Here is a 17,689-nt window from a genome sequence, read left to right as displayed (position 1 = left end):
ATTTATCGCTCTACAATTGCAGCGCAGCCCATTCCACCGCCAACACAAAGAGTTGCAAGTCCCTTATGAACATCTCTTCTCTGCATCTCATACAGAAGTGAAACAAGAATTCTGTTTCCTGAGCATCCAACGGGATGTCCAAGTGCAATTGCTCCACCGTTTACGTTAAGTACATCTTTGCTGAATCCGAGGTCATGCTGAACAGCCACTGACTGTGCGGCAAAAGCCTCATTTGCTTCGATAAGATCAAAATCACCGATTGAATATCCGGCTTTTTTCATAACTTTCTGAGTAGCTGCTACAGGTCCGATTCCCATGATGCTGGGCTCTACACCTGCAAGCTCTCCGGCGATCCATGTTCCAAGAGGCTTAACACCAAGCTCTTTTGCCTTCTCTTCACTCATAACGATTATTGCCGATGCGGCATCGTTGATTCCCGAAGAATTTGCTGCTGTAACCACGCCGTCCTTCTTGAATGCGGGCTTAAGATGTGCGATACCCTCTGCTGTAACGCCCTTTCTCGGACCTTCGTCAGTGTCAAAAATGATTGTCTCTTTCTTTTTCTTTATCTCTACAGGAACGATCTCTTCCTTGAATTTACCGTCCGCAATTGCTTTCTCAGCTTTGTTCTGAGACCATGCTGCAAACTCATCGAGCTGCTCTCTTGTAAGATGCCACTGCTCTGCGATATTCTCAGCAGTGATACCCATATGATATCCGCCAAAAGCATCTGTAAGTGCGTCTTTAATCATAGCATCCTGAAGTTCTCCGGATCCCATACGATATCCGTATCTTCCCTGCTGCATAAGGTAAGGAGCCATTGACATGTTCTCCATACCGCCGGCTACGATGATATCTGCATCTCCCATTCCGATAAGTTTTGCTGCAAGGTTAACGCAGTGAAGACCCGATCCGCACAATACGTTGATTGTTGTAGCGGGAACCTCAACAGGAATACCAGCGTTTAATGCTGCCTGTCTTGCGGGATTCTGTCCAAGTCCTGCCTGGATAACACATCCCATATATACTTCGTCAACCTGTTCAGGTTTAACTCCTGCACGGTTAAGTGCCTCTTTGATAACAATAGTTCCAAGTGCCGGAGCAGGTGTTGTGCTAAGTGCTCCCCCCATTGTTCCGATTGCTGTTCTGCATGCTCCTGCAAGTACTACTTTTCTCATGTGTCTACCTCCAAAAATTACGTTTAAAAAAATCATGTCATTTCTATAATACAGAATACCAATTAGTTCCATCAAGCTTACTATATCCGTCAAATATTATATTTTGTCCTATATCCATAAGCCCGGTCGGTGTATATGAAATGCCAAGCGTCATATCACCTGTATTTTTCCAATCGATATTCCCTACTTCATTGAGTAGATGGTTAACATATTCAAGAGCATTGTATTTATTATCTTTTATATTTTTTTCAATATCTTGTTTAAGCTGTAAACGAATATCTTTACCATCTTTTGTATAAAATGTCCCATCTCTTTGTGACATCTCATATAAATTTAAACCGGTATATTCATGTATTGCTGCATTCGCTTGATACTTTAGATTACTGATTCTATCTATCTGATTACTTTCACATTTTTCCTGTTGGGTTGCTTTATAAATATGCAGAAAAAGTTCTTTCCCGTTGTCACCAACATTAAGAGCATCTTCTATTTTCTCTTTTATCTCTTTATCAGCGCCATCAACCGAAATATGATATGTATAAGGATCAATATAAAAAATGCATTTATCGGTCAAAAAACTCAAATCTATATCTGCTTCTTTAAATATGTTTTCAACCTGCTTGTTTACCATTCTTCTGCTTAATTGATATTCTTCATTTTGATATGCTCCAAATGAACATCCGCGTAATAGAGAATCCTGATAATAAGTATGACTCAGCTTTCCCATTTTAAGCATATCCATTTCATTGTTATATCCCGCAGATCTTTCAGCATCAGATAAATCACTTTGATAATAAGGTGAAGATTTATCAAAATATTTCTGCTGGATATAAGCCGCCGGATCAGAATGGCGCTTTGCCTCCTGTACCAATCTCTCATACTTATCAGTTAATGCAGCATGAACCGCATCCTTATATGTTTTTAGCTCAACTCCCGCACCATCTATGCTTGTTCCGGCATTTTCAATCGCATTATCATTTTCTTTTTTAACGGCATCAATATAGCTTTTTAAATCAATACTTTTATCTATATTGGTATTTCTGCAACTATCGACATTAGCATCTTTTATTGATAACTCTTTTGCCTCCATACTGATAGTGACAGTGTCTCTATCATATTTCTTCTCCTTGGAATTCACATTATTTTTCTCATTTTTCGCATTTCCAAAAAGATAATCAATCAGCAATGATTTTTGATGAACCTTTTCATTTAAGAATACTCTCATATGTTTTCACCTAAAAATGCATGATACCTTCCGCTTGAATTGCTAGCATTAAGTGAAGTAAACCATACACCTACATCATTAATATTTTATCACTTTAATGATAAGCTCTCAACGCATTAATGTTTACGCTTTTTCTCATTAAAGTCCATGTTCCTCTAACAGCTTTTCGTCTCCGATAACATCTTCCGTTCTTCCGTCGGCAACTATTGTTCCCTCGTCCAAAAGAATCGTTCTCTCACAGGTATTTCTCACAAAATCAAGGTCGTGCGAAGCTATGATCTTAAGCCCGCCGATACCTGTGAGCACCTTTATAAGATTTTTTCTGTTCCTCGGATCCAAGGCTATCGAAGGTTCATCCATAATTATTATATCCGGTTTCATCGAAAGAATCGTGGCTATCGCCGAAAGTTTTTTCTCACCACCCGATAATTTGTATGTCTTATTATTTCTAAGCCGCTCTATTCCTACAAGCCTAAGAGCCTCTGTAACCCTTTCTTCAACTTCTTTCTCAGAAAGCCCATAGTTTCTAGGACCGAATGCCACGTCGTCTTCGACTGTCGATAAAAAGAGCTGACTGTCCGAATCCTGAAAAACATAGCCGATGTGCTCTCGTATGTGATCGAGATTTTTTTTGCACATCTCATGTCCCGCAACGGTAATGTTACCCGTATAATTCAGATACAGACCTACCATCAGCTTCATAAGCGTCGACTTGCCTATTCCGTTTGCGCCGACAAGCGCGATACTCTCACCGTAGTTTGCCTTAAAAGAAATGTCTTTTAAAACCACGCTGTCTTTTTCATACGAAAAACTCAAACCATCTATATTCAGAAGTTCACCGTTTACTCCGGTTTTCATAACGTACCTCGCTCAAACTTTTTCTCTTATGCATCCAAATATTTATATGCCAAACACGTGCAGTCTTATGAGCAAAAGAACTATTGCCCAGACAAGCGGATATATCACATCAAGTTTTTTTACCCCTTTTTTCTTAGGGATAAAATCGCCCCTAAATCCGCGAAGGAGCATACTCTCATATACAATCTGCGCCTTGTCCATGCTGCGAAGAAGCCACTGGCCAACCAGAGTGCCCCAGGATCTGTATTCGATGCCTTTTTGCCCCGGCGCCCTTAACCTGTACGCAGTGTATATCCTGTCCGCTTCGCCCGCCATAACATCAATATATCTGTATATCAGCATTATGACAATAACGATTATCTTGGGCACCTTGATGCTCCTAAGCGCGTAACAGATATCATCTATGGAAGTCGTCGCAACAAGCGCATAGACCGCAAACACTGTGTACAGTCCTTTGATGACAAGCGTGACCATTGATACTATCCCGCCGCGCACCGCAAATCCCGCGACCGGCACGCTGCTTTTGTCAAAAAATGGATTGAACACTCCCACAAACATTACAAGCGGCAGGATTAGTCTCATTCTGTAGATTCCCTCTTTTACTGAGAGTTCGCCGATGATAAAGGTAAAGATAACGTACACCGACATAAGAATAATCGTGACCACATCGTACTTTCCGACAGATGTCACCAGAAAAATGTACATAATGCTAATAAGCAGCTTCCCCAAAGGATGAAGGTTATTCATCCAATGAGAACGCTGCTGAATGTCTTGTAGTCTGTTCAGTTCTAAGATTTTTTTCTCAATACTGTCCATTAAGCTGTCTGAGTCTCAGTCTTTCTTCTAAAGAATCTGAAAGCATAGCAGCAAGCTGCTGAAAGTCCCGCAACTATAAGCGCTCCGACAATTCCCGAAAAGCTTGTTCCCGCTGCCGCTTCGCTGTCTGGGAATGCATAATCGGGCAAAAGAGATGTTGTCTCCTGGATTGCTTCCGCTGTCTCGTAAGCCTGTCCCTGAGCTTCAAGCTCTGTTGTTCCCGCAACCTGCTCCATGGACCACTCAAGTCCGTCAGGGAATGCAGATGCAAAAAGTGAAACAACGCCGCCGCAAAGTGCTGCTGCTACTGCTATCGTAATGATTGTTTTCTTAAATGAAAGCTTAGCATCCCTTTTCTCTGTGCTCTCGCCAATTCCCCAGAGAAGTTCAGGTCTTGCTTCATGTATAAATATAAGAACCGCTGATGTGATAAGTCCCTCAACAAATCCTATTGCAAGGTGGATAGGCTGCATTGTTGCAACAAAGGTTGAAAAAGGAAGCTCCGTAATTCCCGATATCAATGTCTCTATAGTAACCGAGAATGCTCCCAGCTGCAACGTCAGAACGCATCCAAATATCGATGCAAGTGCAATTTTTATTTTCGTAGCGCCTTTCTTCATGATGGGACGCCATATCAAAAGAGATCCGATAAAGCACCCGTAGAATGCCATATTCCAGATATTACATCCAAGCGCCATAAGTCCACCGTCCGCAAATAGCAGGCACTGAACAAGAAGCACTCCTATCATTGTAAGAAATCCGGCGAATGGTCCGAGCATCGCTGAGAGCATCATTCCTCCGCAGAGATGTCCCGATGAACCTGTTCCCGGAATTGTAAAATTGAGCATCTGTGTAGCAAATACGAATGCTCCCATAACTCCCATTACAGGAATCTTGGATTCATCACTTTCCTCTCTTACTTTCTTTACAGAAACTCCGGCTGCTCCTGTAGATAATACATACATTGTTCCGGCAACTGCCGGAGCAACCAATGCGTCCGCCATATGCATAGCCATATCCTCCAACACTGTTATTTTTTTAACACCATAAAAGAGTATACGGCAAAATAAAAAAGCTCCACAAGCCCCCTAGGGGGTTCGTGGAGCACCTTTTTACTTATTTATTTAGCTGCAAGAGCTTCTTTAATCTTCTTTGTGAGTACAGGAAGGATCTTGTTAAGATCTCCTACTACACCGTAATCAGCTACGTCAAAGATAGGAGCATTCTCATCTTTGTTGATAGCGATGATTATGTCTGATTCTTCCATACCTGCTACGTGCTGGATAGCACCTGAAATACCGATAGCAAAGTAAAGAGCGGGACGAACAGTCTTACCTGTCTGTCCTACCTGAAGATCCTTGGGCTTCCAGCCTGAATCTACAACGGCACGTGAGCATGATACTGTTCCGTTAAGAACTTCTGCAAGATCATCAAGAAGCTTGAAGTTCTCTGCAGAACCAACTCCACGACCACCTGATACGAGGATCTTAGCAGCCTGGATGTCAGCTACGCTTGTAGCTTCCTTTACGATCTTAACAATCTCTGTGTAGCAGTTGTTCTCTTCGAATCCGGGATTGAATTCAACAACTTCTGCCTTAGCACCCTTGATAGGATCAATCTTCTGCATAACACCGGGACGTACAGTAGCCATCTGAGGACGGAAGTCAGGGCATGCGATTGTAGCGATTGTGTTTCCGCCGAATGCAGGACGAGTCATAAGAAGCTGCTTGTGCTTCTGCTCCTGACCTGCAACAGGGTTGATCGGGAAATCACCGATCTCAAGACTTGTACAGTCAGCTGTAAGTCCTGTATGTACTCTTGATGATACTCTGGGGCCAAGATCTCTACCGATTGCTGTAGCACCAACAAGGAGGATCTCAGGCTTGAACTCATCGATAACAGATGCAAGAGCGTGTGTGTAAGGCTCTGTTCTGTAATCCTTAAGTGCAGGATCATCAACTACGATTACTCTGTCTGCACCATACTGTGCGAGCTCGTCAACAAGACCTTTAACCTCGCTTCCAAGTAATACTGCAGTAACTTTCTTCTCATCAAGATCTTCTGCAAGATTCTTTGCTTTGCCCAGAAGCTCGAGTGCAATGCTTGAAATTTCATTGTCAACCTGCTGAGCAAAGATAAATACACCTTTATATTCTTCTAAAGACATGACGCTTCTCCTTTTCCTATGTTAATTAAACGATATGCTTCTCTACAAGCTTACCCATCAGATATTCAACTGCTTCATCGGCAGAGTCAAGAACAACCTTCTCTCCCTGACCCTTCTTAACCTTGTCAGAAGCCTTTGCAATCTGTGTAGGTGATCCCTTAAGTCCAAGGTTAGAATCATCAACGTCCTTAAGATCTGCTCTGCCCCATACTGTAACTTCCTTCTCGAAAGCATCGAAGATTCCGCCGGGAGTCATGTATCTGGGCTCGTTGAGCTCTGAAAGAGCAGTTACAAGGCAAGGCATCTTAGCCTTTACAATGTGATATCTGTCTTCGAACTGTCTCTTAACTTCTACAGTCTTAGCCTTCTCATCAACTTTGATCTCTTCTGCGTAAGAGATAACAGGAAGGTTAAGGTGCTCAGAGATCTGAGGTCCAACCTGAGCTGTATCTCCATCGATAGCCTGACGACCTGTGATGATGAGATCATACTCAAGGTTTCTGATAGCACCTGCGATAGTTGAAGATGTTGCCCATGTGTCAGCACCGCCGAGTACTCTGTCTGTTACAAGGATTCCCTTGTCAGCGCCCATAGCAAATGCTTCTCTAAGTACAGCCTCAGCCTTAGGAAGTCCCATTGTAAGAACTGTAACCTCTGCGCCGTACTGATCTTTTAATCTAAGTGCTGCTTCAAGTCCTGCCTTATCATCAGGGTTCATGATTGCAAGCATAGCACCTCTATCCAATGTTCCATCGGGTTTGAATTTAACGCCGCCCTTTGTATCGGGAACCTGCTTAACGCAAACTACAATTTTCATTATTTTTTCTCCTTTATAGTCTTATGTTCTTCATAAGGAAGTTCTGCTCTCGCACTTCGTGCTCGCCAGAACTAAGTAGTACACTAGGCTCGAAAGGACCTCGCCAAGTGATTACTTAAAGTGATTACTTATGATTACTTCAAAAGTGCGCCAGAGATAACCATTCTCTGAACTTCTGATGTTCCTTCGTAGATCTCAGTGATCTTAGCATCACGCATCATGCGCTCTACTTCGTACTCTCTGATGTATCCGTAACCACCGTGAAGCTGTACAGCCTTTGTTGTAACATCCATAGCAACTTCTGCAGCGAAAAGCTTAGCCTTAGCAGCTTCTACGCCGTAGTATGCCTGATTCTTCTTTGCATCAGCAGCCTGATATACAAGAAGCCTTGCAGCTTCACACTGTGTAGCCATGTTAGCAAGCTGGAACTGTGTGTTCTGGAAAGCGCCGATTGATCTTCCGAACTGCTTTCTCTCCTTAACGTACTCAACAGTTCTGTCAAGTGCGCCTTCAGCAATACCAAGAGCCTGAGCAGCGATACCGATACGTCCGCCGTCAAGAGTGTGCATTGCGATATTGAAGCCTTTTCCGCGAGCACCGAGAAGGTTCTCTGCAGGAATATGGCAATCCTGGAAGATAAGCTCGTATGTAGAAGAACCACGGATACCCATCTTGTTCTCCTTTGTTCCGAATGTGAATCCGGGAGTTCCCTTCTCAACGATGAACGCTGAGAACTTCTTCTGCTTTCTTCCCTTCTTATCTTCTACGATATCTGTGTAAGCGATGATGATGTAAACATCAGCAACCTCACCGTTTGTGATAAAGCACTTAGAACCGTTAAGGATCCACTCTTTACCATCTTCTGTAAGAACAGCCTTAGTCTGAACACCCTGAGCGTCTGTTCCTGCCATGGGCTCTGTAAGACCGAAAGCACCAAGCTTCTCACCCTTTGCAAGGGGAACAAGGTACTTCTGCTTCTGCTCTTCTGTACCATATGTCATGATAGGGTCACAGCAAAGTGATGTGTGAGCTGATACGATAACTGCTGTAGTACCGCATACTTTAGCAAGCTCCTCTACACACATAGCGTATGTAAGGGGATCACATCCCTGTCCGCCGTACTCCTTGGGAATCGGAATACCCATGAAACCGAATTTCTGCATTTTCTTTACAGTTTCGATAGGGAATTCCTCTGTCTCATCAACGTCTATTGCATGTGGCTTAACTTCTTTTTCTGCGAATTCTTTGAAAAGAGCTCTCGCCATTTCATGTTGCTGATCAAGCTGAAAATCCATTATAATTTCCTCCAAATTTTTTCTTTAAATAATAATTATTTTTCATAAGGAAGTTCTGCTCTCGTGCGTACAAAAGCAGAGGTTCTGCTCTCATACTTAAAAAGCAGAGGTTCTGCTCTCGTGCTTCGCACTCGCCAGAACTAAGTAGTACACTAGGCTCGGCAAAGCCGAGCCAAGTGATTACTTATCAGTAGGAACCTTGTTTCCGTCTGCATAGTTGTAGAAGCCGATTCCTGTCTTAACACCGAGCTGCTTACCACGAACCATCTTACGAAGAAGAGGGCAAGCACGATACTTAGAATCGCCTGTCTCTGAGTAAAGAACATCCATGATAGCAAGAACGATATCAAGTCCGATGTAGTCACCGAGCTCAAGGGGTCCCATAGGATGGTTACATCCAAGCTTCATAGCTGTGTCGATACCCTGGATATCTGAAACGCCTTCTGAATATACGAAGATACCTTCGTTGATCATAGGAACAAGGATTCTGTTAACAACGAATCCTGCTGCCTCATTAACCTGTACAGGAGTCTTTCCGAGATCCTCAGAAATCTTCTTGATCTTGTCAACCATATCTGCAGGTGTGTTTGCACCCTGGATAACTTCAACAAGCTTCATAACAGGAGCGGGATTGAAGAAGTGCATACCGATGATAGGCTTTGCAAGTCCTGATCCAATCTCTGTGATTGAAAGAGATGATGTGTTTGATGCAAAGATGCAATCAGGATTCTTAACGATGTTATCCTGAAGCTCTTTGAAAAGGTTCTTCTTGATATCCATAACCTCAAGAGCAGCCTCTACTACAAGATCAGCGTCAGCACAGATGTCATTAAGACCTGTCTGAATCTTTCCTGTGATCTTGTCAGCCTCTTCCTGAGTCTTCTTTCCCTTAGCAACCTGCTTATCAAGACCTTTCTTGATCTTAGCAAATCCGCCTTCTGCAAACTCAGTCTTGATGTCGCAAAGATATACTTTCTCTACGCTCTCAGCCTGAGCAAATGTCTGAGCAATTCCTGAGCCCATTGTACCTGCGCCAATAACAGCTACCTTCATTTTAAAATCCTCCTATATATAAATTATTATGTGTGCATACTATTTCCCTATCGGAAGTTCCGCTCTCGCTTCCCTCGCCGGAACAAAGTAGTACACTAGGCTCGATAAAACCTCGCCAAGTGATTACTTTATGCATTTTTAAAATCCACAACCTTAACCTTCTTCGGATCGTCTTTCTTTCTGAGGAAGTTTGCCATTCCCTCTTTCTGATCCTCTGTCTCGAAGCATGAACCAAAGAGCTTCTCTTCGATTACAAGTGCAGCATCGATGTCTGTCTGAAGACCATCGTTGATTGCTTTCTTGCAAGCACGAACAGCGATAGGTGCATTTGCAGCGATCTGTGATGCCATCTTCTCAGCAGCTGCAAGGAGCTCTTCCTGAGGATATACTGCATTAACAAGACCGATTCTGTATGCCTCGTCTGCTTTGATGTTACGTGCTGTGTAGATAAGCTGCTTAGCCATTCCTGCACCGATAAGACGTGCAAGTCTCTGTGTTCCGCCAAATCCGGGTGTGATTCCGAGACCAACCTCCGGCTGACCGAACATAGCATTCTCTGAGCAGATACGAATATCACAGCTCATTGAGATCTCGCATCCGCCGCCAAGTGCAAATCCGTTAACTGCAGCGATAACAGGAAGAGGGAACTCTTCAATCTTACGGAACACATCGTTACCCTTCTTACCGAAAGCTTCGCCCTCAGCCTTTGTAAGAGTGCTCATCTCTCCGATATCAGCACCTGCAACAAATGACTTGTCTCCGGCACCTGTTAGAACAACGGCTCTTACAACATTAACGTCAATGCTGTCAAAAGCTGCACCAAGGTCATCAAGAACCTGTGAGTTAAGTGCGTTGAGTGCTTCGGGACGGTTGATTGTAATAACAGCGATCTTGTCTTTTACTTCGCAATTTACAAAACTCATGTCTTTATCTCCTTTTGAATAATCTATGTTTATTCGTGATATACGCATGACTCCGCAAGGAAGTTCCGCTCTCACATTCGTTCGCCGGAACACGTTCGCACTAGGTTCAAAAAAACTTCACCAAGTGCTCTCAGCCGTCATGCTACAGCCATTCGCAATCCGCGCTATCGCGCTACTTGCTCATGTCTGTTCGGTCTTCAAGCTAAAGCAGTCTGCTCAGCGCAAGCGCTGCAGACTGCTTCAGTTTGAATCCCTATATCACTCATACTTCTCTACTATAGTAGCGCATCCCATTCCGCCACCGATGCAAAGAGTTGCAAGACCCTTCTTAGCATCTGCTCTTCTGCCCATCTCGTGAAGAAGAGTTACAAGGATACGGCATCCTGAAGCTCCTACGGGATGTCCGAGAGCGATAGCGCCACCGTTAACGTTAACCTTATTCATATCGAATCCAAGGTCTCTTGCTACTGCAACTGACTGAGCTGCAAATGCCTCGTTAGCCTCGATAAGATCGATATTGTCAAGTGAAAGTCCTGTCTTCTTAAGAACTTTGTTTGTAGCTGCAACAGGTCCGATACCCATAACCTCGGGCTCAACACCTGCAAGTGCTCCGCCAACCCATGTAGCCATAGGCTTGATTCCGAGCTCTTTAGCCTTCTCTTCGCTCATAACAACGATAGCTGCAGCACCGTCGTTGATACCTGAAGCGTTACCTGCTGTTACAAGTCCGCCTTCCTTACCTGAGCAGCATCTAAGCTTTGAAAGAGACTCTGCTGTTGTTCCGGCACGAGGGCCCTCATCAACCTTGAAGTCTACCATTTCTTTTTTAACCTTTACAGGAACGGGAACGATCTCGTCGTTGAACTTGCCTTCAGCCATAGCCTTCTCGCACTTCTGCTGAGAATTTGCTGAGAACTCGTCAAGCTCTTCTCTTGTAAGGTTCCATCTGTCGCAGATATTCTCTGCTGTTATCATCATGTGATAGTGATTGAATGCATCTGTAAGAGCATCGTTTACCATTGTATCTACAACTGTTCCGTTGTTCATACGATATCCGAAACGTGCATTAGGAAGTGCGTAAGGAGCCATTGACATGTTCTCCATACCACCTGCTACTACTATATCAGCCTCTCCGGCTTTGATAAGATCTGCTGCCATATTGACACAGTTAAGACCTGATCCGCAAACTACGTTAAGTGTTACAGCAGGAGTCTCAATAGGAAGACCTGCTTTGATTGATGCCTGTCTGGCAACGTTCTGTCCAAGACCGGCCTGGATAACGCATCCCATAAGGACTTCATCAACCTGCTCAGGCTTTACACCTGCGCGATTAAGCGCCTCCTTGATTACGATAGAACCAAGCTCAGCTGCCGGTGTGCCACTAAGTGCTCCACCCATCTTGCCGATAGCTGTTCTACACGCGCCCGCTAATACTACTTTCTGTGCCATAACGTATTACCTCCGTTTTTTGAATATTAACCTATCCATTATTTGTTTTTTCTCATAAAACCTATGATTAGAACTGATTGACAAATTTTTATCAGAACAGATTCATTGTAGCATACCCCCTTGTCAAATGCAATAAAAAGAAAACTTCCCACGCTTGATTTTTTCGACACTTTGCCAAACCCGCGCAGGAAGTTTACTTCGCATTTTTAATAAGTATTTATATCATTTTCCAACATTTCAAGAACATATTGCTTTCGCTCTTTAAAGAACGTATCAAGCTTCAAAAGATCCTTCTCATAATCCTTTTCTGTATAATTAATTCCCTCAAATCTCCTGACATTCTCTATATTCTGTTTCCGATACACCTTGTCCCATTCGGAAAGTTTTTTGCTCAGATGCTCATATGAGAGCTCGTTTTCCGTAAGTTCAACCATTCTGTCGTAAAAGAGCTCCTTAAATCCCGGTCTTTCATAGAAGAATCCGGGCCAAAACATCTTTTCACCAAGTTCTCTGTAATATGCGACGGTATCAGCCTCTGCATCATCACAGGTAATATCAAGATCGTACGCAGCATAGCGCCAGCGCCCGTCTCCGTAATCGCCGTATCCCGGCTCTTTTGACCTGAACATAAACCTGTTGTGATCGGGATCTATATCGGTATCATTAAAGAACAGCAGCATGCAGTAATAATCGATCATATTATTGATGTCAATCTCACTCTCAATAGAAGAATAGATCTCATCATCACTCATGTCGGAGTAGCACATCCTGTCAATCAGCGACTTGTAATTCTCGTCAGTCTGCGCATCACCGTTTTCCACAGTGTTATTTTTTTCAGCCCAGAGCTGATCCTCAGGGATCCCGAAATGCTCCTCGAAATAATTACTGTCATACTGCTCTCTCAAGTTGTAGATTCCCCAGTACTCTCCATTAATAAAGAGAACTTCCGGCACAGATTCCTGATACGGAATGCCGATCTCACCCATCACTGACTGTATGAAAGGTTCCTGATATAAGATCCTGCCATCACCTTTTCTAAGGCGCACTTTCTTTTCATTATTGCAGACAAAGCTCTGTTTAAAGCGCTTTTCTCCGTCGTAAATATCTCTCGCAAAGAGATTGAGTGACTTCTGGAATACAAATCTCGTGGACTCTCCCGATATCCTCACTCCTATATCCTGGGCAAAAGAGCTGTCATGCGCAGCATCAAAAGCAGTCATATGCGCTCTTCTCTCAGCTTCTCTTCCCTTGTACTCAGAATTTGTAAAAGAGCTTCTAAACTGTTCTTCGCCGTTTTCATCAACAAAACTTCCGGGAACTTCGTCTGCCGGAAGGTCTGTAAAACCGCCAAGTTCCAAATACTCATCATACCTCTTTCCGAGTGTATAGATTCCTCTGTCATGGTCAAAAAGATCTGCGGGATCAAAGACAAGTGACATGATTCTCATATCCTTATACTTTTCCTTCTTGTCAAAACCGACAAAATAAGTATGAGTCACAACCTCACTCTTTTCCCCTGTGAACTTATTTATCGCAACGGCGCTTATAATATTCGCCTTATCAACCTTATACGCAGGCGGAGCGTAAGTCGGATACATAATCTCATTCGCATACACATTATCTTTTTCCGAAGCATCTGCAAGCTCAATCTCACCTTTGTACTTATGCGAAGTCTTATCCGGAACACTTCCGTCATCAGTGTAATAAATGTCTGTCCAGGGAGACGCAGAAATTTTTAACTTCGTTCCTTCTATATAGAAACCATCTTCTATAGAAAACTTCGGTTCATCCTCTGTATCCGCATCGATATATGCCGCGCCCTCATTCGTCGCTCCGGGAGTAGCGGACATTCTTTCAAATTTACCATTCCCGTCCTTCTTTCTCGAATAAGTAACATCATACGAAAGTTCCGGAATAGCAACAGAATCAATTACCTTGCCCCTTTCGTCGCACAGATAAAGCGACTCTCCGCTCTTACTTATACCAAAGCCGCCGTCAACATCCTTGGAAATACTTGCAAGGTAATATCCGTTTGCGGGAATCGCCACCTCAATCTTATATTTCTTGGGATGTTTTCTGTTATCGGATAGATACAGTCCTTCCACATCTTCGCCTGACATATTGTAAAGTTCCACATAGTCAGTATATTCTCCGGCTTCATTACAATATGCGCAGAAATTATTTCCGCACACCTCATTTATGACAACCGTACCCTTATCTTTTGCAAGACCACAATAAAAAAGGGTTGCTGCACCAACAGCCAGCAACCCCGTGAGTATTATGGTTCTTTTAGTTTTGTTTGAAAAATATTCTCGTATCATACTTCAGGCTCTATCAATCCGTATGTATTTCCTTTTCTCTTATAAACCACATTAACCATATCTGTCTCTGCATTAACAAATACAAAGAAATTGTGTCCCAAAAGTTCCATCTGAACACATGCATCTTCAGCATACATAGGCTTTGGATCGAATTTCTTGACTCTCTCGATTCGGATAGTCTCTTCATCCATGTACTCAGCTTCAAGATATTCTTTCTTGAAGTTGCTTACTTCAGCCTGCTGCTTATCAACGATCTTACTTCTGTATTTCTTAAGTTGTCTCTCAATAACCTCCTCTACCAGGTCTACCGAAACATACATGTCATTGCTGACCTGCTCTGCACGGATAATTTTGCCCTTGACGGGAATGGTAACCTCGATCTTATGTCTATCCTTATCAACGCTGAGGGTAACATTGGCATCTGTATCAGAGGTGAAATACTTTTCAAGTTTTCCGATCTTCTCTTCAACCGCTGCCTTAAGTCCGGGTGTTACATCAATGTTCTTGCCTACGATAGTAAATTTCATGCAATCATCCCCTTTGCTTCGACTTGTGAATTTATTTATCAGAAATAAAACACTGATAAATACTACACTTAATAGCCGTTTTTAATATATATACAGTATACCATTTTGTGCCCCATAAGTACATTTTATAAGTGAAAATTGAGCGAGTTCTTTTAAAATTTTCGCTCTTTTTGTGAATACTGCACAAAATTATTTCATGTTTTTTAACGTGGATAAATCAAATCTTATTCTATATTTTAGTGGATAATGTGGATAACTTCGTGTATAAGTTCATTTTTTAGACAATTTTTCTCACAACCTGTGGATAACTTATGAATTTTTTGTTTTCAAAAAATAATCTTTTTGTTATTGACTTTTACCTTTATGTGCACATCAGAGAAAAATATTCTTTAAAGCGAAGCTTTTTCTTTTTCACCGAAAAAGATTTTTTATAAAAAGAGCTACCGCTTTCGCGATAGCTCTTAAGAATAAACTTATATTTATTAGAGAATTCTTCTTACTGCAAGTACCTTACGGTAATCAGCATTAGAAATCTTAATACCTGTCTTAGCCGTTGAAGCATGTACAATCTGTCCGTTTCCGATATAGATAGCAACGTGACCTGAGTAACATACGATATCACCGGGCTGTGCATTTCCAAGTCCATCAACCGCAGCACCAACGCTTCTGTCAGCACCGGAACTGTGAGAAAGACTTACACCGAAGTTCTTATATACACTCATTACGAATCCTGAGCAGTCAGCACCTTCTGTCAAACTAGTTCCGCCGTATACATAAGGGTTACCAACGAACTGCTTAGCGAATTCAGCAACCGCAGATCCGATTGAGCTTGTCTCTGTAGTATAAGATGCAGCAGACTTGTAGTTCTTACCTTCAGACTTATCAGATGTAGATTTGCTTGCAGCTTTCTTGTTGGCTTCGAGTTCGGCCTTTTCTTTAGCAAGCTGTTCTTCTTCTGCTTTCTTTGATATAGCCTCCTGGAATAAAGTTTTAAAAGAAAGGAAATCAGTTGAAACCCAAGCGTCACCTTCCTCCATACTGATCTTAGCCCATCCGTCAACGCGATCAATTACTTCGAAGATTTCCCCCTGTGATACATAGCCTATTCTCTTAGACTCTACACTGGCTTCACTACGTGCGTTAAGAGTGGAATCTGTAGTGGAAACTGTTGCCTCTACTCTGGCTTCCTTCATTGCATAATCAGCAGCTTCGCTACCTTTAATACAGAATTCGCCTTTTACCCAACCTTCTACATCACCTGATTTAATTTTGTACCAGCCATCTTTTTCTTCTATGAAAGATCCGACTGATTTATCAGGAAGTTTACCAACAACTTCTCCCTGATCTTTATCCGGATAATCACGGATATATACATAATCTTCAACCTTAGCGACTACAAGGTTGTCGTAATTCATTTCTTCAACTGAGGATGAATCTTCAGATTGATCATCACCTGACTCACCATTTACGGCTCCTGTCGCAGCCTGGATATCACGAAGAATACTGTTCGTAATACTTGAAGCTGAAGGTGTCGTATCGGTAACAGCAGAACTTGAATCGATCTTATCAGCAACAGACTTGCTTATAGATGATGAAGAATTCGCCTGATCCCCCTTCTTACTCGCTCCCTTGCTTGAATTACTGTTTTCTTCGTCCATACTGTTCTGAAGAGTTGAAAGTGATACTTGATTATCCCCTAATGCGTATGTAAAGCCTGCCTGAGGCAAAACGCTCGTTACTCTCCTTGACGGTGCAGCACATACGATTATACTGTTCATGTTGGAAATTGTTATTGCAGCTACAACACTTGCGGTCATAATCTGTTTAGCAGTTTTTTTCAAAAGAAACCTCCGGTCTTTGTTACAATTTTGTTACGCACATACAAATATACGACATTTCCTCTCATTTGTCAACTTTTGCAAAACGTTCACCAAAAATTCAATATTCCCAGAGTATCACTGGAAAAAATCAACAATAAAAATTTCCAACCCAAATTACCAGTAGATAATTTTCACAAAAAATTCTTATTTCCACTATTATTAGAATATAACGTCTTTATTTACAGTATTAGGTAATCCTGCACCGCAGTTACTGCATTTGCGCCATCTGCCACTGCTGTAACAATTTGACGAAGTCTCTTCTTCCTGCAATCTCCGGCAACAAAGATTCCTGGTACATTTGTTGCACAATCCTCGCCCGCGATTATATATCCGTTTTCGTCACATTTGACAATATCTGCAAAATTATCAGTTGTAGGATGTATACCGATTGCAACAAATATACCATCCACCTTGAGGTCACTTTCTTTCTTTTCCTTAACATTTTCAATCTTCAGATTGGTGACCTTATCTTCACCCTGTATTTCTTTTACAACGCTGTCCCAGATAACCTCGACATTACCAAGACCGAACAATTCGTTCTGAAGAATCTTGGCTGCACGAAGTTCGTCTCTTCTGTGTATGAGATAAACTTTCTCGCAGAATCTTGCAAGGAAGATAGCGTCCTCAACAGCAACATCTCCGCCGCCGTTAACCGCTGCAACTTTTCCTCTGTAGAAGGCACCATCGCAGGTTGCACAATAAGAAACGCCCTTTCCTATATATTCCTCTTCTCCGACAATGCCGAGTTTGGAATGATGCGCACCCGATGCAATAATCACCGTACGGGTCTCATAGCTTCCATTATCGGTATTTACCTTATATACAGCTTTTCCTTTGGCATTGTCCGATACCTTCTCTATTCCGGTAACGGTTCCGTCGGCGAATTCCGCCCCGAGCTTATCCGCATGTTCCCTGAATTTCATTGCAAGATCAAAGCCGTTGACTCCCGGGATTCCCAGATAGTTGTCAACTTCATATGTATCTATTATCTGACCTCCGCTCACAGGATTTTTTTCTATTATGAGCATATTAAGACCTGCTCTCTTAGCGTATACGGCTGCTGAAAGACCTGCAGGGCCTGAACCGATTATTATAAGATCATACATATTATCGTCCTCCTAGAAAAAAAGATTAGATTGTGCACAATCTAATCTTATCATCATTTCCACAAATATAAAAA

General features: G+C 42.5%; 15 protein-coding genes. All 15 read right to left on the bottom strand.

The window, feature by feature from the left end; genetic code table 11:
* Positions 1-2: 2 nt before the first annotated feature.
* The 15 genes from T356_RS0111470 to trxB all read right to left on the bottom strand — a co-directional run bounded on the left by T356_RS0111470 (position 3) and on the right by trxB (position 17,615).
* Positions 3-1,178, bottom strand: a complete 1,176-nt coding sequence (locus tag T356_RS0111470) for an acetyl-CoA C-acetyltransferase (RefSeq protein WP_026656774.1) — start codon at positions 1,176-1,178, stop codon at positions 3-5.
* Positions 1,179-1,221: 43 nt separating this feature from the next.
* A complete protein-coding gene (locus T356_RS0111465) occupies positions 1,222-2,403 on the bottom strand; it encodes a DUF4885 family protein (protein WP_026514603.1) in 1,182 nt (393 codons plus the stop codon).
* Positions 2,404-2,541: 138 nt separating this feature from the next.
* Positions 2,542-3,261, bottom strand: coding sequence for an energy-coupling factor ABC transporter ATP-binding protein (locus T356_RS0111460; RefSeq protein WP_026514602.1), 720 nt, complete (start codon positions 3,259-3,261; stop codon positions 2,542-2,544).
* Between the two features lie 42 nt (positions 3,262-3,303).
* Positions 3,304-4,077: a cobalt ECF transporter T component CbiQ gene (gene cbiQ, locus T356_RS0111455; RefSeq protein ID WP_026514601.1), complete on the bottom strand. Its 774-nt coding sequence runs from the start codon at positions 4,075-4,077 to the stop codon at positions 3,304-3,306.
* Entirely contained in the window at positions 4,077-5,087 is a 1,011-nt protein-coding gene (locus T356_RS0111450) for an energy-coupling factor ABC transporter permease (protein ID WP_026514600.1), read from the bottom strand. The genes cbiQ and T356_RS0111450 overlap by 1 nt, the downstream gene beginning before the upstream one ends.
* A 110-nt stretch (positions 5,088-5,197) precedes the next feature.
* Positions 5,198-6,244 carry an electron transfer flavoprotein subunit alpha/FixB family protein gene (locus tag T356_RS0111445; RefSeq protein WP_026514599.1) on the bottom strand — a complete coding sequence of 349 codons (1,047 nt, stop codon included), beginning with the start codon at positions 6,242-6,244 and terminating at the stop codon, positions 5,198-5,200.
* A gap of 25 nt (positions 6,245-6,269) precedes the next feature.
* Positions 6,270-7,061, bottom strand: a complete 792-nt coding sequence (locus T356_RS0111440; RefSeq protein ID WP_026514598.1) for an electron transfer flavoprotein subunit beta/FixA family protein — start codon at positions 7,059-7,061, stop codon at positions 6,270-6,272.
* Positions 7,062-7,195: 134 nt separating this feature from the next.
* Positions 7,196-8,356, bottom strand: a complete 1,161-nt coding sequence (locus tag T356_RS0111435) for an acyl-CoA dehydrogenase (RefSeq protein ID WP_026514597.1) — start codon at positions 8,354-8,356, stop codon at positions 7,196-7,198.
* Between the two features lie 180 nt (positions 8,357-8,536).
* Positions 8,537-9,409 carry a 3-hydroxyacyl-CoA dehydrogenase family protein gene (locus T356_RS0111430; RefSeq protein ID WP_026514596.1) on the bottom strand — a complete coding sequence of 291 codons (873 nt, stop codon included), beginning with the start codon at positions 9,407-9,409 and terminating at the stop codon, positions 8,537-8,539.
* Positions 9,410-9,537: 128 nt separating this feature from the next.
* Complete coding sequence (locus tag T356_RS0111425; RefSeq protein ID WP_026514595.1) at positions 9,538-10,332, bottom strand: enoyl-CoA hydratase-related protein; 795 nt, start codon at positions 10,330-10,332, stop codon at positions 9,538-9,540.
* Positions 10,333-10,590: 258 nt separating this feature from the next.
* Positions 10,591-11,781 (bottom strand): acetyl-CoA C-acetyltransferase, encoded by a 1,191-nt coding sequence (locus tag T356_RS0111420; RefSeq protein ID WP_026514594.1) that lies wholly within the window; start codon positions 11,779-11,781, stop codon positions 10,591-10,593.
* 206 nt (positions 11,782-11,987) lie between these two features.
* A complete protein-coding gene (locus T356_RS0111415; protein ID WP_026514593.1) occupies positions 11,988-14,102 on the bottom strand; it encodes a CotH kinase family protein in 2,115 nt (704 codons plus the stop codon).
* The gene (gene hpf / locus T356_RS0111410; RefSeq protein ID WP_026514592.1) at positions 14,099-14,629 is read right to left on the bottom strand and encodes a ribosome hibernation-promoting factor, HPF/YfiA family; all 531 of its coding nucleotides are present in this window, start codon (positions 14,627-14,629) and stop codon (positions 14,099-14,101) included. Before hpf ends, T356_RS0111415 begins: the two co-directional genes overlap by 4 nt.
* A 482-nt stretch (positions 14,630-15,111) precedes the next feature.
* Entirely contained in the window at positions 15,112-16,470 is a 1,359-nt protein-coding gene (locus tag T356_RS0111405) for a C40 family peptidase (RefSeq protein WP_026514591.1), read from the bottom strand.
* A gap of 218 nt (positions 16,471-16,688) precedes the next feature.
* Positions 16,689-17,615: a thioredoxin-disulfide reductase gene (gene trxB, locus T356_RS0111400; protein WP_026514590.1), complete on the bottom strand. Its 927-nt coding sequence runs from the start codon at positions 17,613-17,615 to the stop codon at positions 16,689-16,691.
* Positions 17,616-17,689 lie beyond the last annotated feature (74 nt).

Source organism: Butyrivibrio sp. LB2008 (assembly GCF_000621565.1).
GTDB lineage: Bacteria > Bacillota > Clostridia > Lachnospirales > Lachnospiraceae > Butyrivibrio.
The sequence above is the reverse complement of the archived record's forward strand: the minus strand, read 5'-3'. Positions and strand labels throughout refer to the sequence as shown.

Coding starts and splice junctions, on each gene's coding strand:
- T356_RS0111470 (WP_026656774.1), bottom strand. CDS start 1,178: ATGAGAAAAGTAGTACTTGCAGGAGCATGCAGAACAGCAATCGGAACA.
- T356_RS0111465 (WP_026514603.1), bottom strand. CDS start 2,403: ATGAGAGTATTCTTAAATGAAAAGGTTCATCAAAAATCATTGCTGATT.
- T356_RS0111460 (WP_026514602.1), bottom strand. CDS start 3,261: ATGAAAACCGGAGTAAACGGTGAACTTCTGAATATAGATGGTTTGAGT.
- cbiQ (WP_026514601.1), bottom strand. CDS start 4,077: ATGGACAGTATTGAGAAAAAAATCTTAGAACTGAACAGACTACAAGAC.
- T356_RS0111450 (WP_026514600.1), bottom strand. CDS start 5,087: ATGCATATGGCGGACGCATTGGTTGCTCCGGCAGTTGCCGGAACAATG.
- T356_RS0111445 (WP_026514599.1), bottom strand. CDS start 6,244: ATGTCTTTAGAAGAATATAAAGGTGTATTTATCTTTGCTCAGCAGGTT.
- T356_RS0111440 (WP_026514598.1), bottom strand. CDS start 7,061: ATGAAAATTGTAGTTTGCGTTAAGCAGGTTCCCGATACAAAGGGCGGC.
- T356_RS0111435 (WP_026514597.1), bottom strand. CDS start 8,356: ATGGATTTTCAGCTTGATCAGCAACATGAAATGGCGAGAGCTCTTTTC.
- T356_RS0111430 (WP_026514596.1), bottom strand. CDS start 9,409: ATGAAGGTAGCTGTTATTGGCGCAGGTACAATGGGCTCAGGAATTGCT.
- T356_RS0111425 (WP_026514595.1), bottom strand. CDS start 10,332: ATGAGTTTTGTAAATTGCGAAGTAAAAGACAAGATCGCTGTTATTACA.
- T356_RS0111420 (WP_026514594.1), bottom strand. CDS start 11,781: ATGGCACAGAAAGTAGTATTAGCGGGCGCGTGTAGAACAGCTATCGGC.
- T356_RS0111415 (WP_026514593.1), bottom strand. CDS start 14,102: ATGATACGAGAATATTTTTCAAACAAAACTAAAAGAACCATAATACTC.
- hpf (WP_026514592.1), bottom strand. CDS start 14,629: ATGAAATTTACTATCGTAGGCAAGAACATTGATGTAACACCCGGACTT.
- trxB (WP_026514590.1), bottom strand. CDS start 17,615: ATGTATGATCTTATAATAATCGGTTCAGGCCCTGCAGGTCTTTCAGCA.